The sequence below is a fragment of the Desulfosarcina variabilis str. Montpellier genome, assembly GCF_048565275.1.
Taxonomy (GTDB): domain Bacteria; phylum Desulfobacterota; class Desulfobacteria; order Desulfobacterales; family Desulfosarcinaceae; genus Desulfosarcina; species Desulfosarcina variabilis.
In genome coordinates this window covers 1,928,065-1,950,000 of the sequence record NZ_CP159846.1, presented here as the reverse complement: position 1 = coordinate 1,950,000, position 21,936 = coordinate 1,928,065, and the positions used below count along the sequence as shown (strand labels likewise).

The following is a 21,936-nucleotide window of genomic DNA, read 5'->3' as shown; positions in this document are numbered from 1 at the left end:
CGATCGGACGATGCCCGCACCGCTGCATATGAGCAAGCGACATGATGGGCACCAAACTGCCCACATGTAAGCTCGATGCCGTGGGGTCAAATCCAATATAGCAAGTCACTTTTTCAGCACTCAGGTAGTCACGCAATTCCTTATCATGGGTCGTCTGTTCAATGAATCCGCGTTCCGTGAGAATATCAATCACATTTGTCATTATACCGGCAACCTTTCAAAGCCCATTATTTCTAAGTTGGTTAATAAATCCGCATGCTTTTCTTGGTTATTTGTTGGCATATTCAACGGCTCGCGTCTCGCGTATGACCGTCACCTTAATCTGGCCGGGAAAAGTCAATGATTCTTCGATTTTTTTGGCGATATCTCGGCTCAGTAAAACCGCCTCTTCATCCGACACTTTTTCACCTTCAACAATTACCCGTATCTCTCGACCGGCCTGAATGGCATACGTGTTGGCGACACCTTTAAAACTGTTGGCGATGCCTTCCAGCTCCTCAATCCGTTTAATATAATTTTCAAGCAGTTCCTTTCTTGCTCCCGGCCTGGCTCCGGACAACCCGTCCGCAGCCTGAACCAGCAAGGCGTAAACCGATGAGGGAGGAACGTCTTCATGGTGAGCCGCGATGGCGTGAACAACCCCAGCGGACTCACCGAATTTTTTAGCAAGTTTTGATCCGATCACCGCATGGGGGCCCTCCACTTCATGATCGATGGCCTTACCGATATCATGAAGCAATCCCATTCTGCGGGCCAGTTTCTCTTTTAACCCCAATTCGGCAGCCATGATCCCACACAGTACCCCCACTTCCACCGAATGTTGGAGCACATTTTGGGCATAGCTGGTGCGGTATTTCAGGCGTCCCAGGTACTTGATCAGCTCTCCATGGATCCCATGCACACCGAGATCAAAGGCGGCTTGTTCACCGGCTTCCTTGATGGCCGTGTCCACCTCCTGGCCAACCTTTTTTACCACATCTTCGATACGCGCCGGATGGATTCGGCCATCTGAAATCAGTTTGATCAAGGACAATCTGGCGATCTCACGACGGACCGGATTAAACCCTGATAAAATAACCGCTTCCGGTGTATCGTCGATGATCAAATCAATTCCCGTGGCAGCTTCAATGGCTCTGATATTTCGCCCTTCGCGACCGATAATACGCCCTTTCATTTCATCGCCTGGCAATTGAACAACGGAAACCGTGCGCTCGGCCACAAAATCGCCGGCATACCGCTGAATTGCTGTCGCCATAATTTTTTTGGCTTTTTTGTCGGCCTCCTCTTTGGCTTCATTTTCAATCCGTTTGATCAGCTTGGCACCTTCGTAACGCGCCTCGTTCTCCATGGCACGGATCAGAAGTTCCTTAGCCTGCTCCGCGGTCAAGGATGAAATCTTTTCAAGTTGGATTTTCTGTTCATCAATCAGCGCATTGTATTTTTCCTCATTTTCGGAAAGCGTTTTGCCTCTGTCAGTGAGGCTTTGTTCTTTTTTGCTAATTTCACTTTCACGTTGCTCGAGGTTCTCGGCTTTTCGGTCTATGTTCTCTTCTTTTTGGATCAACCGCCTTTCGAGCTTTTTAAGCTCGTAACGCGTCTCTTTGGCCTCTGCCTCGAATTCGCTTTTCATTTTAAACAGTAGATCTTTGGCCTCTACGCCAGCCTCCTTGATCAACCCATCCGCTTTGGTTCGAGCCGCTTTTAAAATCTGTACGGCTTCGTTTTCAGCATCTTTTATTTTTTGGGTGCCCAGTGCGCCCTTGATAAAAACCGCTGCACCCCAGCCGATACCAATCGACACAACAGCGATCAGAAAAGTATATATATCCATGTGACTCTCCGAGTGTTAAACGTTACCTATATAATAAGGGTTGTTGCCCGACGATCAGGCAAAACCCGTTGGCCTCATTGTCATTTTTGTTTTTTTTGGGCGAAATGTGCCCGCGCAGAAAAGAGGGAGGGAGTCGTGAAAAGCAGTGGTGGAACCCCCACCATTGTGCCGTGTTGGCAGGCCTTTGATCCTTAGGATCAGGTGGGCGCCCTGTAGTTTCTTTAGGCTTTTCTGTACGCGCAGAACTTGCTCACCAAAACTAGTGAGGGCTCCCGAGTTGTGAGTGTTGGGTCAAAGTTCACCATCCAATCACGAACACGGCAGGGGCTGAGCCGTTACGCATTTTCAATCACGATTATAGAAATTGTGACCAACGTCGGTTCGCTCATCAGCAGTCATCGCATGCTTTCATTTTTCAATCATCATGTTAGCCCAACGTTAGGTGATCGCTTTTTCTAGTTCGCTGAGAACCACTGCAGATTTCTCGGTCATACGGTTTAACGCGTCTTGAACCTTTTTTTGAAGTTTATACTGTTCACTCGCGATATTCAATCCAGTAAGCACTAAAATCGTTTCTTTATCGACATTTACCTGCTTATCCGCGAACTTGGACTTAACCTTCCTGACAGCATCTTCGAAGTTAGCCACAATTATTTCAACATCGGGCATGTCCGAAACCGTTTGGAAGGTAAATTTTCGACCTAAGATTTGCAGTGTAACCGTATTATCCAATTAGCGTCCGTTTTATAAATCCTGCAGGTCGGTGTTCTGTTCCTCTGTGGTCCCTTCTAATCTGCCGATCAATCTATCGATTCTCTCTCTAACAAGAACAATCAGTTCCTCGTTTTTCTTTTCGGCTTCTATTTTTTCCTGTATCAGGTTTTCGAGTTGTCTAATTCTGTTGTTCAGGTCTTCGTTTTCCTTTTCAAGCTTTTTCCGTGCCTGAACAACGTGTTCCACCTTTTGTTCGATAAGTTCGAATTGTTGGAGAATTGCCTCTATATCCAGCATTTTATCTTTATCCTTGATAACTAATATAAGCAGCCAATGGTTTTTAAGTCAAGCTAATTCACCATGTGCATTCCAACCCATCAATCAGGCGTTATGTTTCTCGTTATTTTGATACGTCATCGTGACAAATAGAAATCACTAACTTTAAAAAAAAAGGGCAGACCGTAAAGGTCTGCCCCGTTGTTCACTGTTGGTGTTGCCAGCCAAGTCGCAATAAATACTTGGAGCTGGTAATCGCGGTGTATTGTCTACATCATGCTAACGCATTTCAGCGAGTTGGATTCGACTGATGGCCCGCAACAGTGCCGCTTTTGCACGTGTAAAGTCGATATCGGCTTCCCTGTTCTGCTCCTGCAGGCGCCTTTCAGCTCTCTCAAGGGCAGCCTTGGCTCTCTCGATATCGATATCCTTGCGCCGTTCTGCAGATTCCGCCAGAACCGTTACCCGATCAGGGAGCGCTTCGGCAAAACCGCTGCTGACGAAGACGTATCGCTCGGTGCCATTTTCGTCTTTGTACTTCAGGGAGCCGGTCTTCAGCGTGGTCAAAAACGGTGTATGACCGGATAGTACGCCAAATTCACCCAGAGACCCTGGAGCCATGACGATCTGCGTGCTTACACTGACAACAGACTTTTCAGGGGTAACCACTTCGAGTCTTATGTTTTCAGCCATTTATCGCCTCTCTTTATTATGCCTCGGCCATTTCCTGGGCAGATTCGAGAACCTCTTCGATGCCACCCTTCATGTAGAAGGCCTGCTCGGGGATACTGTCATGGACGCCTTCACAAATTTCTTTGAATGCACGTACGGTATCTTCGACCTTTACATATTTACCGGGTGTACCGGTGAAGGTTTCAGCCACGTGGAAGGGCTGTGACAGAAAACGCTGGATCTTACGTGCACGCTGTACGGTGAGTTTGTCTTCGTCAGAAAGCTCGTCCATACCGAGAATAGCGATAATATCCTGCAATTCTTTGTATTTCTGGAGCATGGTCTGCACCTGACGGGCGACCAGGTAGTGTTCCTCACCAATGACCATGGGATCGAGGATACGTGAGGTGGAGTCCAGGGGATCCACAGCTGGGTAAATGCCGAGCTCTGCGATCTGACGGGAAAGGACCACGGTTCCGTCAAGGTGGGCAAAAGTCGTTGCCGGTGCAGGGTCGGTCAAGTCATCGGCGGGCACGTACACACACTGAACAGCGGTAATGGAACCTTTGTCTGTTGAGGTAATCCGTTCCTGCAAACCACCAAGGTCAACGGCCAGTGTCGGCTGGTAACCAACGGCTGAAGGCATACGACCGAGAAGGGCCGATACTTCGGAACCGGCCTGGGTGAACCGGAAAATGTTGTCAATGAAGATCAGCACGTCCTGACCTTCCTTGTCACGGAAATATTCCGCACAGGTCAGACCGGAAAGAGCAACACGGGCACGGGCTCCCGGCGGTTCGGTCATCTGACCGTAAACCAGTGCCGCTTTGGGAAGTACGCCGGCTTCCTTCATCTCGTGATACAGGTCGTTACCTTCACGCGTACGCTCACCCACGCCGGCGAACACGGAAATACCACCATGCTGCATGGCGATATTGTTTACCATTTCCATCATGATAACGGTTTTGCCGACACCGGCACCGCCGAACAACCCCATTTTCCCACCACGGGGAAAGGGTACCAAGAGGTCGATCACTTTAACGCCGGTTTCCAGGACGCGGACTTCGGTGTCCTGTTCGGTAAACAGCGGGGCAGGACGATGAATGGGCATCATCTTTTCCTGGCTGACCGGTCCCAAGCCGTCCACGGGCCGTCCCACAACGTTAAGCACACGGCCCAGGCTGGCTTCGCCCACGGGCATCATGATCGGTGCACCGGTGTCCTTTACCGGCATGCCACGCACCAGACCATCGGTAACGTCCATGGCGATGGTACGCACGACATTGTCACCCAGATGCTGGGCCACCTCGACCACCAGGTTGTCTTCATCATCGTTGATGGCCGGGTTGGTGATCAGCAGTGCGGTAAGAATATTCGGTAATTGTCCCTGTTCAAACTCCACGTCTACGACAGGCCCCATAACCTGCGTAATTCTACCTATATTTTGTGCCATTTAACAGCCTCCTAAATTGTTTTAACCCTTGAGGGCCTCAGCGCCGCCGACAATGTCCATCAGATCCGCAGTAATGGCTGCCTGCCGGGCTTTGTTGTATGCGAGGGTCAAATTTTCGATCATGTCGTTGCACGCCTTGGTGGCGTTATCCATAGCGGTCATCCGCGCAGCATGTTCGCTCGTCGATGTTTCCAGCAAGCCTTTGTAAATCTGGACATAGACATTGCGTGGCAACAGATCACCAAGCAGCTCTTCGGCTGATGGTTCGCAGATGTGTTCAGCCAGGTATTCCTTTTCGCCGCTATCCTCTTCCTCTTCCGTTTCAATGGGGGGAATGGGGAGCAGCTTCTGCAACGTGGGAAGCTGTTTGGCCATGCTCACGAATTCGGAATAGATGAGGTAGACCTCGTCGTATTCCCCTTCCAGGAAGCCGTCCACCAGCTTTTTGCCGGCGGTCGAAGCGACACTGAATCCGAACTTGCCGCCCACGACACCGAGATGTTCCTCGGCCATGGTGTAGCTTGTTTTACGGCACCAGTCGCGCCCTCGCTTACCGAAACAGGTAAAGGAGAATTCGGCACCGTCGATTGTATTATTGGCGATGAATTTTTTAGCCGTGTCGGTCAGGTTGATATTGAAACCGCCGCACAGCCCTCGATCAGACGTGCACAGAACAATGTGAATCTTCTTCACGTCTTCTTTAGGGATCAAAAGAGGGCTGGCTTCATCGCCGGCCTTTTCTGCCAGGCTGCCAAGAACTTCAGAGAATTTTTCGGCATAGGGGCGAAATCCGTCCATCGCCCCTTGCGCACCACGCAACCGTGAGGTTGCCACCATGTTCATGGCTTTGGTGATCTGCTTGGTCTTCTTGACACCCTGGATTTTTAACTGGACATCCTTTAATGATGGCATAAAGTTGTCGTCCTTATCGCATGTGTTCTAATTTAAGCAGTTTTACCAAACCCTATTTAATGGTGTCTTTGAATTCTTCGCCGTAGGCCTCGAGCGCTTTCTTGAGCAGGCCTTCGACCTCATCGGTGATGTCCTGGGCCGCTTCCAGTTTGGAAAAAATTTCAGGGAAGCGTTCTTCGACAAACGGATAGAGACCGGCCTCGTATTTGGCACAGGTATCGGACGGGAATGTATCCAGGTAGCCGCGGGTTGCCGCATAAAGAATCGTGACCTGTTTTTCGTGAGACAGTGGCTGATACTGGGGCTGCTTCAGCACCTGCACCAGACGCTCACCACGGGTCAGCTGAGCCTGGGTGGCTTTATCCAGGTCACTACCGAAAGCAGCGAAGGCTTCCAGTTCACGGAACTGGGCCATGGCCAGACGCAGGGTACCGGCCACTTTCTTCATGGCCTTGGTCTGGGCGGCACCACCAACGCGGGAAACCGACAGACCGACGTTGATGGCCGGACGCACACCGGCAAAGAACAGGCTCGGCTCCAGGTAAATCTGACCGTCGGTGATGGAAATAACGTTGGTCGGGATGTAAGCGGAAACGTCACCGGCTTGGGTCTCGATGATCGGCAGCGCGGTCAGAGAACCGGCACCCAGCTCGTCGCTCAGTTTGGCTGAGCGTTCCAACAAGCGGGAGTGGTTGTAGAAAATGTCGCCCGGATAAGCTTCACGTCCCGGCGGACGTCTGAGCAGCAGGGATACCTGGCGGTAGGCGGCGGCCTGTTTGGAAAGGTCATCGTAAATGATCAGGGCATGCTGGCCTTTATCACGGAAGTATTCGCCCATGGCGCATCCGGCGTAAGGTGCCAGATACTGCAGGGTCGCCGGGTCGGAGGCACAAGCGGAAACGATGGTGGTGTATTCCATGGCGCCTTCACGTTCCAGCACCGCGTGAACCTGGGCAACCGTTGATTTTTTCTGTCCACAGGCCACATAGATGCAGTAAACATCGGTGTTTTTCTGGGCCAGGATGGCATCAATGGCAACGGCGGTCTTACCGATCTGACGGTCACCAATGATCAACTCACGCTGACCTTTTCCAACCGGTGTCATGCCGTCGATGGCCTTGAGACCGGTGTAGCAGGGCTCGTGAACCGATTTTCTGGCGATAACGCCCGGCGCCACCATCTCTACACGTCGGTAGTCCTTGGTGTCGATGGCCCCTTTTCCGTCAATGGGTTCACCCACACCGGAGACCACGCGACCCAGAACAGGCTCTCCGACGGGTACCTGGGCGATTTTGCCGGTCCGTTTGACCATGTCGCCTTCTTTGATGCCCGTGTCTTCGCCCATGATGGCGATACCGACATTGTCTTCTTCGAGGTTCAATACCAGCCCAAGGATACCGCCGGGGAACTCAACCAGTTCGAGTGCCATGGCTTTTTCCAGGCCGTAGACGCGGGCAATGCCGTCACCCACTGAAAGAACAACACCGGTTTCACTGAGCTCAATCTTCTTGTCGTAATCCGTGATCTGTTCTTTGATAATCTGACTTATTTCTTCAGCTCTTAGTTCCATTAGACACTCTCACCCCTTTTTAAAGATTCTCTCATATTGAGCAGCTGCGTCTTCACGCTCCCATCCAGAACCAAATCCCCAATACGGGTCACAATGCCCCCAATCAGTTCAGGATCCTGCTCAACCTCCAGAATGATATCCTTGCCTGTCCGCTTGGACAGGGCTGATCGAATTTTTTCAATGGCTTCGGACGATAGTTCCGTGGCCGAAACCAGGCTAGCTCGGGCAACACCCTTCAGCTCATCAGCAAACTTCTGCAAGAAGTCATTGATGCTGCTTAAAAAGCCGATCCGCCCCTTATCGAATAGAAAAAGGAGAAACGTGGTCATGGTTTTGGACATATTAAACGGGTCCATCACACGGGCCAGAACCTTTTTTCGACCATCAACGTCATAGAGCGGATTGACCAGCACCTGCTGAAGGCTCTTCTCCTGCTCGATCAGTTTTGCAAAAGCGTCCAGTTCTTCACGGTAGGTGTCAATTTGACCATCTTCTTTACCGATCAGAAGGAGCGCTTTGGCATACCGCCTTGCAATCGCCAGATTCTTCACTATGCCACCACCTTCGCTAAGTATTCATCCACCAGTCTTTCCTGGTCCTCCGAATTGATCTTTTCCTTGATGATCGCTTCGGCCTTTACCAGGGCCTTTTCCACGATTTGTGCCTTGAGCTCTTCCTTGGCCTGCAGGAATTCGGATTCGATATTCTTGCTGGCCTGCTCCTTGAGCTTCTCGGCGGCCGCCTCGGCCTCTTGCAGTATTCTGGCCTTGGCATCTTCGCCCTGTTTTACATATTGAGCCAACAGGGCTTCGGCCTCTTTGTCCAGCTCGGCCATTTTTGCATTGTACTCGGCCAGTTTCGCTTCTGCCGCCGCCTTCTTTTCTTCGAGATCCTGCAGCTGCTCTTTGATTCCCTGGATTCGCCCCCCCAATGCCTGGGCGACCGGTTTTTTAAGAACCAGAAAGAGGCCGATGGCCAGGACAGCAAAGTTCATGACCCGGTAGGTGTCCGTCGCCACCCATCCCTTTGCGCCATGATCACCTTCATGCTCCCCCCCTTCGGTGGAAGCCATCACAACGGTGCTCCCAAACAAAAGAAGCGTGACCAGAACCAGTTGTAGGATCCACTGGATGCGGTTACGCTTCCGGCTGATAATTGGAACTTTCATTAAGCAACCCTCCCCAATATTTTTTGTCCAATCGCATCTGCAAATGCGTCTATTTCTTGTTCCAGTGCTGCTTTGACAGTTCCCACTTCCTGGCCGAGCTTTTCTTTAACGACTTTGAGTTCGGCTTGGGCGGCTTCGTTGATCTTGCCAATGATCACTTTTTCTTCTTCCGCTGCAGCCTGAATCAGTGCTTCTTTTTCTTTCTGTCCTTCTGCACGTGCCTGGCGGACGCCTTCGGCATAGGCGTTTTCCTTTTCAATCACCGCCTGATCCGATCCGTCGATCACACCCTGAAGCCCCGTAATTTTTTCCTTTCTTTCCAGCAGAATCTTGCGGATGGGTTTGTAAAGCACCATGTTCAAAATCCAAATCAAAAGCAAAAAATTGACAATTTGCACAACTATGGATACATCGACGCTTACCATCTAAGAGCCTCCGTTCAGTAGGATTAAAATTTTTTAAAAAACGATATATTGTCTGTGAATGATGTAACTTATGAAAGGTACGAACTCCGGCGGTCTATACCATCAGCGTTGCAGAATTGTCAAAGGTTTTTTAAAAATTAATCTGATTTCACAGGCTTCTTATCCGCCGCCTGATCCTTGATTGGAGGGGGGTTAACGGGTTGCCCGGCAGGCTTGGTCATGGTGCATTTTCCATTGAAGCCCACGCCGGTTTCAATGGATACCACCGGGGCCTGGATGTCACCGGTGATTTTCGCTGGTGCGTGAACGTCGATTCGTTCAGCAGCCTGGATATGACCGTTGACCGTGCCGTTGATAACTGCCGTGCCCACCTGAATCTCGGCGTCGATGATTGCTTGTTCGCCAACAATCAAGGTCCCTTTCTCGGAAAGGATCTTCCCCACCACCTTGCCGTCCAGCCGGATGGTGTCCTGGAAAACCAAGGTGCCCTCAATGGACGTCCCCATGCCCAATAGCGTTGAGATGTGGTCTGTGGCATCTTTTCGTTTCATTGTCTTCCCCCCTAATTTAATTGGTGGTGCGAGCAAATGGTCGGGTCGCCCGGTACGACCGACCCAAACGACTATTCGAATTTGAAGCGGCGCATGCTCACATTCATGAGCAGGCCGACGCCCATCATCATGGTGATAATCGACGAGCCACCATAGCTGACAAATGGCAAGGTCACGCCGACCACAGGCAACAGTCCCATCACCATGCCGATGTTGATAAACACCTGCCAGGCAATCATGGCGGTTACGCCGACGGACAAGATGGTGCCGAAAGGATCACGGCAGCGCCCGGCGATGCTCAGGCCCCAGGCGATGATGATCAGGAAAAGCGCAATCAAGGTCATCGATCCCATCAGCCCCCATTCTTCGGCCAGCACGCAAAAAATAAAATCCGTGTGTTGCTCTGGTAAAAAGGATAGTGCGTTTTGGGTTCCTTTTAAAAACCCTTTACCGGTGATCATGCCCGAACCAATGGCGATCTTGGATTGAATAATATGGTAGCCTGCCCCCAAGGGATCACGATCCGGGTTCAGAAAAGTCAGGATGCGTTGTTTTTGGTAGTCATGTAAAAAAAACCAAACCAATGGAACCGTTAGTACCAATGTCGCCGCCAACCAGGCCAGGGTTCGACGTTCGATTTTGGCAAACAGGGTCATCACGCTGGCAATCAAGGCAACGACCATGGCCGTGCCCAGATCCGGCTGGCGTACGATCAGGCCAAAGGGCAGCGCTGTCAACAACGCCGGCATGATCAAGTCCCTCAAGCTAAGCCCGTCGGTATGGATCATTTTGGCATAATACCGTGCCAGGACGATAATCACCGCCACCTTTGCCATTTCGGAGGGCTGGAGGGAGAATGGACCCAGCGGCAACCATCGCCGTGAACCACTGATATATTTGCCGAAAAACAATACAGCGGTCAACGATGCGATCGAGGCCAGGTAAATGACATTGGCAAAGCGCTCAAACTGTTTGTAATCGAAAAGAAAACAACCGACCATGACCGCCAGGCCGGCGCCATACCAAACCAGTTGTCGTTTAAACAGGGTAATATTGGGTTCAATGGCACCGGCCGATACCGCACTGTACAAGGCCACCAACCCGGCGCCACCAATGGACAGGGTCAAAAGCAGCAGGCCCCAGTCGAAATATTCAAGCAGACGACGATCAAACATGGCTCAATCCCCTTCGCCGGGCGCGACACCGCCATGGGCTTTCAAGACAGGAGAATTTTTCGGAATCGGCCCGCCGAACAGGTAAAACCGGATCATTTCCGCAGCCACCGGCGCGGCGGCACTGGAGCCATGTTCACCGTGCTCCACGATTACCGCCACAGCAATGCTGGGATTTTCCCTGGGCGCATAGGCAACGAACCAGGCGTGATCCTTGATCGGTTCAACTTCACCGTCCCCATCGGAATCTTCACGCCGCCCCACAACTTGCGCGGTGCCGGTTTTTCCACACATGGCCACGGATTTCAAACGGCTGCGCCATGCGGTGCCGTGGATTTCATTGACAACCTTAAAAAGGCCTTCGCGTACCAGATTCAGGTTCTCCTGGCTGACCGGCAACCGGCCCACCACCTCGGGCTGGCTTTCATAAACGGTTTTACCGTCCGCCGTACGGATGGTTTTAACGATTTTGGGCCGGTAACGGGTACCGCCATTACCCACAGCGGCCGCTACCATGGCCATCTGCAAAGGCGTTGTCAGATTAAACCCCTGACCGATGACAATCGACAGGGTCTCGCCTTTTTGCCAGGACACCCCGATGCGTTTTTTTTTCCACGCTGCCGTGGGAACCAGCCCCCCGGCTTCATGATCCAGGTCCACGCCGGTAGGCTCACCCAGTCCGAATGCGCTGGCGTACCAGGCCAGCCGGTCCACCCCCAATTCCTGGCCGAGTTTGTAAAAATAGACATCGCAGGATTCCTTCAGTGCTTTCAGGACATCCACCTCGCCATGCCCCCACCGCTTCCAGCAGCGGTATGTGCGGTTACCGAATTTAAGGAACCCGGGACAATAGGCCGTGGTATGCACATCGATCAGTCCCTCTTCAAGGCCTGCGGCGGCAGCAATGATTTTGTAGGTGGACGCCGGCGGATATTCAGCCTGGATGGCCTTGTTTTCAAGCGGTCTTTTGGGATCGGAAACAAGTGTGTTCCAGGCATCATGGGACAATCCTGAAATAAATGCGTTCTGATCGAATGAAGGGCTGGACACCATGGCCAGAATCTGCCCCGTATTAGGATCCACGGCCACGGCCGCGCCAGCCTGACCGGCCAGCAACTGTTCACCCCGCAATTGCAACGACTGATCGATGGACAACACCACATTATGACCGGGAATGGCATCCACAGTGTTGAGCACCCGCACCACCTGCCCTGTGGCATTGACCTCCACCTGTTGACCGCCACGCTGTCCACGCAACCAATGCTCCCGGGCCCGTTCGATTCCGTACTTGCCAACGAAATCGCCGGTCTTGCAATCGCCAAAACGTTCGTTTTTCAATTCTTCAACGCTGATTTCACCCATATAGCCCAAAATATGGGCCGCGCTGGGGCTGAAGACATAATCGCGCCGAGGAGACACACTGACCACAATGCCGGGCAGATCCCATCGATTGACCTCAATGGACGCCAACGCCTCCCGGCCGATATCCGCTTTGAGCAACACGGGTTTATACGCCCGGGTGCCTTTGGCCGCCTTCAGACGATCCCAGAAAAGGGTCTCATCAAGTCCCGTATAAGCGGCCAATTTACCGATGGTTTGTTCGAGCGGCCGGGCATCCTTGACGATAATGCTTAAATTGTAAGCGGGCCGGTTATCGGCAAGCAATCGATGCTGGGTGTCATAAATCAACCCACGCGGTGCATCCACGCTTTTTATGCGGATGCTGTTGATCTCCGATTGATGGCGCAAATCCTTGCCGATGATCACCTGGAGGTAAAAAAGGCGGGCAATCAGCACTACGAACGCCGCAACCACCACAGTCAACGTGAAGCTAAGCCGTCCACTGAACCACTCGTTATCCACATTGTCGAGATAGTTGGTCACGGAGTCCTCAGGCTATCTTTTTCCACAAGGAAGGATCGGCTCACGCGCTGGATGACGTTCTGCCCCTTGACCAGAAGCAATACCAGGAAAGGACCGGTCACGGCGCCCCATGCCACCTGCCTGGTAACAACGGAAAACATGGACTCGACCGGCCAGGCCTTTGAGGCCAGCACAACGGCGGTGAAAGCCGTTACCATGCTCTCAAAGGCCACGGCAATACTGACCAGCAAGGGCAGTAAAATCAAATTGCCCACGTGCAGAAACTGAATGGCCCAGCGCACCCCGATATACATCCACAAGTAGGCGGTCAGGTGAACACCGAACACACCGCCGGAGATGCCATCCATGGTCAATCCGCCAAGCAATAAGATGGGCATGGCCTCGCGCGGCAGGCGGTAGACGCCGAGGTACACCACAAATGGTGCGAGCAGATCAAACAGATAGGCCAAACTGCTCCCCACCAACAGGGTTGTCTGGAAAATAATCAGAAAAAGACAAACGATCAGATGATAGCCATGAATCATGGTTGATAAACTCGTAAAAAGTCCCCGTTCTGACGGATTCGTAAGAAGTCCGAGATCAAGGCTTGCGAATCCTGAGGAATGAGGCGTACTGATCGTACTCCGCAGTGACGAAGGATTAGCGTAACGCCGATATCGGACTTTTTACGAATCCGTCATGGTTCACCGGAAAAATCATCGACTGCCCGCCGCCCGATGACAAACACCTCTTCCAGGATTTCAAAATCCACATAAGGCGTTACCGATACCTTCTGAAAAATACCGGCGTTCAGACGGACAATTTCGGAAATGCGGCCCACGCGAAGCCCTTTGGGAAACACCCCGTCCAGTCCGGACGACACGACCGCATCGCCCACACTGATGGAATGTTTGCGCAAAACATAATCAAACACGCAGTAATCGTCTCCCCTGCCCTTGACAATTCCTCGCGCCCGGGTCTTTTGCACCAGGGCATCCACAGCACTGTTGGGGTCGATCAATAATAGCACCTTGGCATAGTGCTGGGATGCTTCGATTACAATGCCGACAATGCCTTCAGGCACCACCACCGGGGCACCCTGGAGGACACCATCCCGGTTGCCTTTATCGATAATGACCGTTTTTGACCAAGGGGACGGATCCCTGCCCACCACCTGGGCCGGCACCATGGGGCGGGGAACTTCTTTCTCAAACCCCAACAGGTGACGCAAGCGGCCGTTGGCCAACTCGGTTTCGCTGCAATGGTTGAGCTTTTCCAGGCTTTGCCCCAGGGCCTTTTTCAGCCGCTCGTTTTCCTGCGCCGTGCCCACCAGAAAAAAATACTGGTTCCAGATGTTTTTAATGGACTGTACGAAAGCCGTGAGTTGCTTTTGAAATGGCGATACGACGGCAATCACCCCCCGGCCGACACCGGCAGGGGCCTGGGCATGTTTGCCGGTAATGGTAAGGAGGATGACATTTACCGCCACCAGAACGATCACGGCAGCAACCAGTAGCATCCTTTTGGAAAACATGGGCCTTAGAGAATGATCACCTGTTTAAGGATTTCCAAGCTGTCCAGGGCCTTGCCCGAACCTAAGGCAACCGTTGACAAGGGATCTTCGGTAACGGTGATGGGCAGGCCGCTGGCTTCACGGAGCAACTTGTCCAGGTTTTTAAGCAGCGCACCGCCACCGGTGAGAACGATTCCACGATCAACAATGTCGGCGGCCAACTCGGGGGGTGTCTGTTCCAGGGCAATCTTCACGGTTTCGACGATGGCTTCAATCTGTTCGGAAATTGCTTCGCGGATCTCTTCGGAATCAATGGCCAGGATTTTGGGGATGCCGGTCACCAGGTCGCGCCCCTTGACCTCGATTGTTTCCACCTTGTTGGGATCGGGGTAGGCGTTACCGATGGTGGTTTTGATGATTTCGGCGGTACGCTCACCGATCAGTAGATTATACTTGCGCTTGACATACTGAATGATGGCCTCGTCCATCTTGTCGCCGGCAACGCGCAAGGAACGGCTGTAGACGATACCGGCCAAAGAAATCACCGCCACCTCGGTGGTCCCGCCACCAATATCCACAACCATGTTACAGGTCGGCTCGGTAATGGGCAACTCCGCGCCAATGGCAGCCGCCATGGGCTCTTCAATGAGAAAGACTTCCCGTGCACCGGCGGATTCGGCGGATTCCCGGACGGCACGTTTTTCGACCTGAGTGATTCCCGAAGGCACCGCAATGATGATGCGTGGACGAACCAAGGTTTTGCGGTTATGCACCTTATGGATAAAATGGCGCAACATGGCCTCGGTCACTTCAAAGTCGGCAATCACACCATCCCGCATCGGCCTGATGGCCACGATGTTGCCCGGTGTGCGGCCCAGCATGTTTTTGGCTTCAAGCCCCACAGCCAAGACACGACTCTTTGTGCGGTTGTCCGTGCGAACGGCCACCACTGAAGGCTCACTGAGAACAATACCTTTGCCTTTAACGTACACCAGGGTATTGGCCGTGCCCAAATCAATGGCCAAATCACTGGAAAAGACACCTAAAATGGAATCTATAAAGTTCATACGGCCTCTTGTTGAAGTTATTCTCAATGCTGGCGAATGTGTAGTCACTGGGGCAAAGGCAACCGGACCGGCCTTTTTCGCAGTGGAGGGCTACTAAAACGGGTACCAGAAACTGAGGTCCATTTCAAGACTTAATTTGTTGAAATCAGCTTTAATCTCGATGAATTCCAAAATGTTCCATAACCCTGTCATGGATTCGGGGACGGAAATCAATCAACCGATTGGTCCACCGAAACGGATGCACACGATTGGTCAGCAGAATAACCGTCATATCCTTTTTCAGATCCATCCAGAATGATACCCCGGTAAACCCAAGATGGCCTACCGTCTGTGTTGAGAAATAGTGCCCTGCACTGGAGTTTTCGGCCGCTGGCCGGTCAAACCCAAGAGAAAAATGATGGCCAGGGTTACCATACAACATTTCATCGACGATGGACGGTGAGAAGAGTGCCGCAGCCGAAGGGTTGCGCTGCGCCTTCACCAGATGTCGCAACAATCGAAAGACCGCTTCAGCCGTGCCAAACAGCCCGGCATGCCCCTCGACCCCCCCGGCATACCAGGCATTGTCATCATGGACCTCACCGATCAGCAATCGGCCTCGCAGCGGGCACAGTTCGGTGGCGGCAAAACAGCGCTTGGATCGCCTTTCGGAATGAAGATCAACAAAGAACAAATCACCGATTCCCATGGGATCGTAAACCTGGTCGGCTAAAAAGCGATCCAGGGAGGTACCGGCGACCCGTTCGACGAGTCTGCAAAGCAACATGAATCCCAAATCACTGTAAAGGGTCACCTGCCCGGGTGGACTGGCCAGGGGCACGGCTAAAAGAAGATCCAACACCGTTTGCTTGCGCAAAACCAGCGGCAATGACTTGAGAGTCATGTAAAAAAGCCGATGGGCCGGCAGTCCGCTGCGGTGGCAAAGCAATTGTCGGGGCGTAATGCCCGCTTTGTCCGTTTGGGCCAGGCCTGGCAACCAGGTTGCCACCGGCCGGTCCAGATCAATCTGGCGCGTGTCCACCAAGCTGGCCACGGCCAGCGTCGTGGCCAGCGGCTTGGTCAGGGACGCCAAATCGAACACAGTCTGCCGGGTCATGGCCTGGGCATTGAACCGGTTGGCCTGTCCATACGCTTCAAAAAATAACGTATCCTCACCGCGTCCCACCAGAAGAACAGCCCCGGGAAAGACATGCTCCCGAAGACCATTTTGCATCATTTCGTCGATGGGATGATGGTTCATGGTTGACGATCGAATCAACTGAGCGCTGGTGCGGTAAAAGTCAGCCGGCCCGTCTCCGTATTCAGATGCACAGGAACGCCCACCGGCAATGTTTGATTAACGCCCCAGTGGCCAACGGCAAAACCGGCCAGAATGGGGATGTTCAAATCTCCCAAAAGATCAGCGACAATCTGGTGGACCTGCTCGGCAGATCCGCAATAATTAAAATCTCCCAAGGCCAGGCCGGCAAGACGATCAACACAACCGGCCAGACGCAGCTGGGTCAACATCCGATCGATCCGATACGGCGCCTCGCCGTGATCTTCGATCAGTAGCACCGCGCCGTCAAAATCAGGGGCCCAGGGCGTACCGATCAGGTGGGAAAACAAGGTCAGGTTACCACAATAAAACGGTCCGCTGGCCTGGCCTGGCCGAATCACCTGTCCTTGACTGGCATCGATCGTAATGATCGCCCTATGGGTAAGTACTTCGCCAAACTGTTTTTGGGTCACAGCATCCGCGCTGCCCAGGGTCGTCACCGTAGGACCGTGAAACGCCGCCATGGCACAGCGCTCCACCAGGAACGTCAACAGCACGGTAATGTCACTGAAGCCAACAAATATCTTGGGGTGTTTTTTTATGTGTTCGGCATCCAGCAAGGGCAAAATGCGCATGGCGCCGTACCCCCCACGCGCACAGATGATGCCGTCGATCGCTGGATCGCCGAACATGCGGTGGATCAGATCGGCCCGCAGCTTGTCGGCACCGGCCAAGTAACCATCGGCCCGATAGATGTCCTCCGGTACGACAAGGTTGAAGCCCATGGTTTCCAGCACCTTGACACCCGCATCAAATGCACTGCGGTCGAAGGGGCTGGCCGGGGCGACAATGCCCAGGGTATCACCAGCTGCCAGCGCCCGAGGAAGGTTTACGATAGATGAACGCGCCAAACTCAAAATTTTATTTTTCGCTCCTTGACACCATCGGTTGATAATGCTAAATACTTGGCTTCTCGTCGGGGCGTAGCGCAGACTGGTAGCGCACTTGAATGGGGTTCAAGGGGTCGGAGGTTCAAATCCTCTCGCCCCGACCAGAATTAAAAAATAATAAACGGGGCTTGCCACTCAAGCCCCGTTTTTATTTGGAGACATCAAAACCGCCCCAACAGGACCTTGAAGGTGTAGAAAGTCAGTTTTTCATTATTGGCAATCCAATCATTCTTTTCACCATCATGTGTCAGTCTAACCTTCTTTTTTGCAATCCGTCCACATAAATATTTTTAAAGTCCTCATCATGGCCTTGGGCGCTGTCAGAGTTTCCCTCTGAGAAGAATAGAGCGACACCTCCTCACAGCTTAAGGATCAAAGATGAAGTAAATCTTGCGTGAGAAACAAAGCAGCGCCGCTCCATTTCTGGTTTTTTAGACAATCTGCAAATCGATCGTGAGCACTGTCATCCCGACATCACTGTCGTATCTGGATGCGAATCCGACCTTTTTACCCAATTTCAGCATATTGCGGTTTTCGGGTAGAACATATCCCCAAATTTTTTCAAGTCTTCGATCCCGACCACTTCTTATCAAGTCTTCAAGCAGTTTGACGCCAACCCCCTTGCCCTGCCACGCATCCGCAATCATAATGGAAAATTCCGCTTTTGTTCCATCAACGCCATTAATAATTCTTGCGGCGCCAATGATCCGGTTTTCTCCGGCTTCATCGGCAATGGCCACCAGGGCCAACTCACGGTCGTAATCGATCTGGGTTAGACGGTATAGCATTTGCGGTGTCAACACCTTGATGCTTCTGCAAAATCGATAGTACAGGCTGGCTGCAGACATCCGACTGAACAATTCCACGAACAGGAAACCATCTTCGGGGCGAATGGGTCGAATAAATAATTGAATCCCACTTTTGGTCACAACCCGATGTTCATACTGAGTTGGATAGGGGCTGATCACCAGATGCATGGGGGATGGTTGTGGAGAAATACTCAAGGATATGCGAGCATCCACCGCAATGGGCAGGCCATCTTTAACAACCACCGGATTCAGGTCCGCCTCTTTTATTTCAGGCACATCGATCAACAACTGCGAGAGCCTGACAATCATTTCCTCTATCAGCGCCATATCTGCCGCGGGTCTGCCGCGATACCCCTGAAGCAGTTTATAGGCACGGGTTTCCTGTATCAACCGTTTTATCAATAGCCGGTTCAATGGCGGCAGGCCGATGCTGCGGTCCCTGATGACCTCGGTATAAATGCCACCCAGACCAAATAACAGGACCGGCCCGAAACTCGGGTCTCGTTTTGCACCGAGCAGCAGTTCAACGTCGGGGTTGATGACATAAGGTTGAATGGCCACCCCTTCAATGCGCGCATCAGGCCGTTTGGTTTTGACAGTGGCCATAATTTCATCAAAGGCACGCCGTGCTTCCTGTTCGCTTCGGATGTCCAACCGGATACCATTGACTTCGGTCTTGTGCGTAATGTCCGGCGACACGATTTTCATCGCAACGGGAAAGCCGATTTCGCTCGATCGGTGCGAAACATCCCGGGCGTGACTTGCCACAATGGTGCGGCTCACGTTGATTCCATAGGTCTCCAAAATCGTTTTCGAAGCGACCTCGGTGAGAAATCCTTCTTTATCGGTCATCCCTTCATTCACAAGCTTTCGCAGCTTTTTCGTGTCGAACTCAAGTTCTCTTAAAAAGCGTTCCGGCACTTCTTGGAGCAATTCAAGATTGCGGACGTATTGCACCAGGAACCCAAAGGCGCGTACCGCGCGTTCAGGCGTGTCATAGGTTGGAATGCCGCTCAAGTTCAACCGCTGGATGGCGGGCGCCACATCCCGTCCCCCCATCCAGCAGGCGATCAACGGAATTTTCGTCTTTTTTTGTGCTTCAATCATTGCATCCGCCACAGCTTCTGCAGTTACAACGGCCTGGGGCACAAACATGACCAGAATGCCATCGAAATTTTTTGAAGCGACGCAGGTTTGGATAACGTCGGAATAGCGCTTCGCCGTTGCATCGCCGAGGATGTCGATGGGGTTGTTCCGATTCCAAAACCGAGGCAACAATCCGTCCAATGATTCACGGGTCTTTTCAGTCAGCGGCTCGGGTTCGCTGTCTTTAAGGGCCATAGCATCTGCCGCCATCACCGCTGGACCGCCACCATTGCTGATGATGCCCAACCGGGTACCCTGGGTCAGCGGCTGCTTGGCAACCAGTTCGGCGCAGTCAAAAAGGTCCTGAATGCTGCCGACCCGGATGATCCCGGCGCGCTTGAAAGCAGCGTCGTAGACATCGTCCTCTCCGGCCAATGCGCCGGTATGGGAAGCGGCGGCCTTGGCACCGGCGATGCTTTTTCCGGCTTTTAGAACAATGATGGGCTTGGTATGCGATACGGATCGTGCCGCACTCATGAATTTGCGGACATGGGTGAGGCTTTCAACATAAAGCAGGATGCTATCAACACTGCTACGATAGCCCAGATAATCAATCATGTCGCCGAAATCCACGTCGGCCATCGACCCCAGACTGACGAAATGGCTAAAACCGATCCGCTCTTTAAAAGCCAGATCCAGGATGGCGGTACAGATCGCACCGCTCTGGGAAACAAATGCCAGCTTTCCGCCCAAGGGCATATCGGCTGCAAAGCTGGCATTGGTATGGTATCCCGGCACCATGAGTCCCAAACAGTTTGGGCCCAGAATTCTTATTTGATGAGATATCGCCTTTGCCTTGATCTGCGCCTCGATTTCACGTCCCTTTTCACCGGTCTCTCTGCCACCGGCTGAAATGACAACCGCCGCGCCAATGTGAGCATCGGCAAGTGAATCCATCAACGCCGGAACCGTGGAAATGGGCGTTGCGATGATGGCCAGGTCGATTGGCGCGGCGATGTCGCGGACGGATGCAGAAACGGGAACACCCCCGATCCGGCTGTAGTTCGGGTGGACAGGATATATGGACCCCGGGAAACCACCGCGCTGCAGGTTCCTGAAAATCGCGCCACCAATACTGCCCGATTTTTCACTGGCGCCGATCACGGCGACACTGTTCGGTTTGAAGAAAAGGTCCAAATTGTAAATTCCCATTGTCTCCTTCTCTCTTATAAACTTTCGGTTTCCGTTTTTGGTGGAGGCTATTTGTCGGTGTTCATCGCCTCTCTCAGCTTGAGATAACGACGGGTCACCTCATTTTCCAATCGCCCGCGTTGCCGGGTGGGTAAGGAGTACTTAATATTATTGTTTCCCAATTCATTCGATCGCCTCAGTAATATTGGGGAAGCACAGTCTTTGCTTGACTGTCACGAACAATTTTTCTACCAAACACCCACTGTGGTCAATGAAAATTTCAACACGCACAATGCAGAAGCGATACGTCGATGAGATCGGATATCAGACGGACGGCAGAAAACATCATTTTACTTTCAGTCATTACATAACATTTTGATTAATTGTTAGATTTTGCCATACAGATTCCATAAGTCTGGAGAAACCTCAATGACCATTGCGGTATTAAGCATTATTTCGGGATTGGTGCTTTTGCTGTGGAGCGCCGACCGATTTGTTGAAGGATCGGCCGCCGCCGCCCATTATTTCGGCATGTCGCCATTGCTCATCGGCATGGTCATCGTCGGTTTTGGAACATCGACACCTGAAATGGTCGTTTCCGCCTTTTCCGCGCTCCAGGGAAATTCCAGTATCGCGTTGGGAAATGCCTACGGCTCGAACATCGCCAACATCGCGCTGATCCTCGGTCTTACGGCACTGATCAAACCCATCGCCGTTCATTCCGGGGTACTGCGCAAGGAACTGCCAATCCTCAGTGCCATGACGGTCATCGCTGCCGTTCAAGTATGGAACGGGGAAATTTCCCGTGGCGAAGCGGTAATCCTGCTTATCATTTTCATCGGTTTGATATCATGGACCATCTGGCAGGGAATGCATAAAAAATCCGATGCACTGGGCAACGAAATTGAGCAATCGGCAATATTGAAGACCATGCCGATCAAGCAGGCCATGTTCAGGCTGAGCATGGGGTTGATCCTGCTAATGGCCAGTTCCCGGGTTCTGGTGTGGGGAGCCGTGACCGTTGCCCATAAACTCGGCGTCAGCGATCTGATCATCGGCCTGACCATCGTTGCGGTTGGAACGTCCCTGCCCGAACTGGCCTCATCGCTGATCGCCGCCCGCAAGGGGGAAAATGATATCGCCTTCGGCAATATTATCGGTTCCAACCTGTTCAACACGCTCGCTGTGGTGGGAATCGCCGGAACCATACATCCGATGACGGTCGGACCAGAAGTCGTGCAAAGAGACATTCCAGTGATGGCCGGCTTGACCATTTCTCTGTTTATTATCGGGTATGGGTTCAAAGGCCCCGGACGTATCAACCGTATCGAGGGCGCAGCGCTGCTGGTTTGTTACGTGGCTTATACCCTATATCTGATGCTGCTAATCATTTAATTCATCGTGGACAGTAAACGACTGTCCAAAGTCTATATTGCCATGGAGGTTCTTTCGACA

At 52.3% G+C, this 21,936-nt stretch carries 21 protein-coding genes, 1 tRNA gene and 1 other RNA gene (1 of these 23 only partly in view); 2 read left to right on the top strand and 21 right to left on the bottom strand.

Going from position 1 to position 21,936, the window contains the following annotated elements; all coding sequences use genetic code 11:
• The 20 genes from tyrS to Dvar_RS08555 all read right to left on the bottom strand — a co-directional run.
• Nucleotides 1-202 carry the 5' end (the start) of a tyrosine--tRNA ligase gene (gene tyrS / locus Dvar_RS08650; protein WP_419661289.1) on the bottom strand. 1,088 nt of this gene lie to the left of the window's left edge, so the window shows 202 of its 1,290 coding nt (coding positions 1-202); its start codon is at nucleotides 200-202; the stop codon falls past the left edge of the window.
• Between the two features lie 66 nt (nucleotides 203-268).
• Nucleotides 269-1,831: a ribonuclease Y gene (gene rny, locus Dvar_RS08645; protein ID WP_419661288.1), complete on the bottom strand. Its 1,563-nt coding sequence runs from the start codon at nucleotides 1,829-1,831 to the stop codon at nucleotides 269-271.
• A gap of 150 nt (nucleotides 1,832-1,981) precedes the next feature.
• A non-coding RNA gene (gene ssrS, locus Dvar_RS08640) (6S RNA) lies at nucleotides 1,982-2,161 on the bottom strand.
• Nucleotides 2,162-2,269: 108 nt separating this feature from the next.
• Entirely contained in the window at nucleotides 2,270-2,563 is a 294-nt protein-coding gene (locus tag Dvar_RS08635; protein WP_419661287.1) for a cell division protein ZapA, read from the bottom strand.
• Nucleotides 2,564-2,575: 12 nt separating this feature from the next.
• The gene (locus tag Dvar_RS08630) at nucleotides 2,576-2,842 is read right to left on the bottom strand and encodes a hypothetical protein (RefSeq protein ID WP_419661286.1); all 267 of its coding nucleotides are present in this window, start codon (nucleotides 2,840-2,842) and stop codon (nucleotides 2,576-2,578) included.
• Between the two features lie 258 nt (nucleotides 2,843-3,100).
• Nucleotides 3,101-3,514: a F0F1 ATP synthase subunit epsilon gene (locus tag Dvar_RS08625; protein WP_419661285.1), complete on the bottom strand. Its 414-nt coding sequence runs from the start codon at nucleotides 3,512-3,514 to the stop codon at nucleotides 3,101-3,103.
• A gap of 16 nt (nucleotides 3,515-3,530) precedes the next feature.
• A complete protein-coding gene (gene atpD, locus Dvar_RS08620) occupies nucleotides 3,531-4,946 on the bottom strand; it encodes a F0F1 ATP synthase subunit beta (protein ID WP_419661284.1) in 1,416 nt (471 codons plus the stop codon).
• Nucleotides 4,947-4,967: 21 nt separating this feature from the next.
• Entirely contained in the window at nucleotides 4,968-5,858 is an 891-nt protein-coding gene (gene atpG / locus Dvar_RS08615; protein ID WP_419661283.1) for an ATP synthase F1 subunit gamma, read from the bottom strand.
• A gap of 52 nt (nucleotides 5,859-5,910) precedes the next feature.
• Entirely contained in the window at nucleotides 5,911-7,428 is a 1,518-nt protein-coding gene (gene atpA, locus Dvar_RS08610; protein ID WP_419661282.1) for a F0F1 ATP synthase subunit alpha, read from the bottom strand.
• Nucleotides 7,428-7,979 (bottom strand): ATP synthase F1 subunit delta, encoded by a 552-nt coding sequence (atpH, locus tag Dvar_RS08605; RefSeq protein WP_419661281.1) that lies wholly within the window; start codon nucleotides 7,977-7,979, stop codon nucleotides 7,428-7,430. The genes atpA and atpH overlap by 1 nt, the downstream gene beginning before the upstream one ends.
• Nucleotides 7,979-8,596, bottom strand: coding sequence for a hypothetical protein (locus Dvar_RS08600; RefSeq protein ID WP_419661280.1), 618 nt, complete (start codon nucleotides 8,594-8,596; stop codon nucleotides 7,979-7,981). The genes atpH and Dvar_RS08600 overlap by 1 nt, the downstream gene beginning before the upstream one ends.
• A complete protein-coding gene (locus tag Dvar_RS08595) occupies nucleotides 8,596-9,021 on the bottom strand; it encodes an ATP synthase F0 subunit B (protein ID WP_419661279.1) in 426 nt (141 codons plus the stop codon). The genes Dvar_RS08600 and Dvar_RS08595 overlap by 1 nt, the downstream gene beginning before the upstream one ends.
• Before the next feature lie 137 nt (nucleotides 9,022-9,158).
• Nucleotides 9,159-9,572: a bactofilin family protein gene (locus tag Dvar_RS08590; protein ID WP_419661278.1), complete on the bottom strand. Its 414-nt coding sequence runs from the start codon at nucleotides 9,570-9,572 to the stop codon at nucleotides 9,159-9,161.
• A gap of 71 nt (nucleotides 9,573-9,643) precedes the next feature.
• Nucleotides 9,644-10,747, bottom strand: a complete 1,104-nt coding sequence (gene rodA / locus Dvar_RS08585; RefSeq protein WP_419661277.1) for a rod shape-determining protein RodA — start codon at nucleotides 10,745-10,747, stop codon at nucleotides 9,644-9,646.
• 3 nt (nucleotides 10,748-10,750) lie between these two features.
• Nucleotides 10,751-12,628 (bottom strand): penicillin-binding protein 2, encoded by a 1,878-nt coding sequence (mrdA, locus tag Dvar_RS08580; protein ID WP_419661276.1) that lies wholly within the window; start codon nucleotides 12,626-12,628, stop codon nucleotides 10,751-10,753.
• Nucleotides 12,625-13,152: a hypothetical protein gene (locus tag Dvar_RS08575; RefSeq protein ID WP_419661275.1), complete on the bottom strand. Its 528-nt coding sequence runs from the start codon at nucleotides 13,150-13,152 to the stop codon at nucleotides 12,625-12,627. The genes mrdA and Dvar_RS08575 overlap by 4 nt, the downstream gene beginning before the upstream one ends.
• 152 nt (nucleotides 13,153-13,304) lie before the next feature.
• On the bottom strand, nucleotides 13,305-14,126 hold the full coding sequence (mreC, locus tag Dvar_RS08570; protein WP_419661274.1) for a rod shape-determining protein MreC: 822 nt from the start codon (nucleotides 14,124-14,126) through the stop codon (nucleotides 13,305-13,307).
• Nucleotides 14,127-14,146: 20 nt separating this feature from the next.
• Nucleotides 14,147-15,187 (bottom strand): rod shape-determining protein, encoded by a 1,041-nt coding sequence (locus Dvar_RS08565; protein ID WP_419661273.1) that lies wholly within the window; start codon nucleotides 15,185-15,187, stop codon nucleotides 14,147-14,149.
• Nucleotides 15,188-15,338: 151 nt separating this feature from the next.
• A complete protein-coding gene (locus tag Dvar_RS08560) occupies nucleotides 15,339-16,427 on the bottom strand; it encodes a serine hydrolase domain-containing protein (RefSeq protein WP_419661272.1) in 1,089 nt (362 codons plus the stop codon).
• 14 nt (nucleotides 16,428-16,441) lie between these two features.
• The gene (locus tag Dvar_RS08555) at nucleotides 16,442-17,362 is read right to left on the bottom strand and encodes a S66 peptidase family protein (RefSeq protein ID WP_419661271.1); all 921 of its coding nucleotides are present in this window, start codon (nucleotides 17,360-17,362) and stop codon (nucleotides 16,442-16,444) included.
• Between the two features lie 60 nt (nucleotides 17,363-17,422).
• Between Dvar_RS08555 and Dvar_RS08550 the strand changes: the two genes are divergently transcribed.
• Nucleotides 17,423-17,499: transfer RNA gene (locus Dvar_RS08550), tRNA-Pro, on the top strand.
• A 327-nt stretch (nucleotides 17,500-17,826) separates the two neighbouring features.
• Here Dvar_RS08550 and Dvar_RS08545 read toward each other — a convergent pair.
• The gene (locus Dvar_RS08545; RefSeq protein ID WP_419661270.1) at nucleotides 17,827-20,502 is read right to left on the bottom strand and encodes a GNAT family N-acetyltransferase; all 2,676 of its coding nucleotides are present in this window, start codon (nucleotides 20,500-20,502) and stop codon (nucleotides 17,827-17,829) included.
• Nucleotides 20,503-20,910: 408 nt separating this feature from the next.
• Here Dvar_RS08545 and Dvar_RS08540 point away from each other — a divergent pair, with 408 nt between their 5' ends.
• Nucleotides 20,911-21,876 (top strand): calcium/sodium antiporter, encoded by a 966-nt coding sequence (locus Dvar_RS08540; RefSeq protein WP_419661269.1) that lies wholly within the window; start codon nucleotides 20,911-20,913, stop codon nucleotides 21,874-21,876.
• Nucleotides 21,877-21,936: the final 60 nt, after the last annotated feature.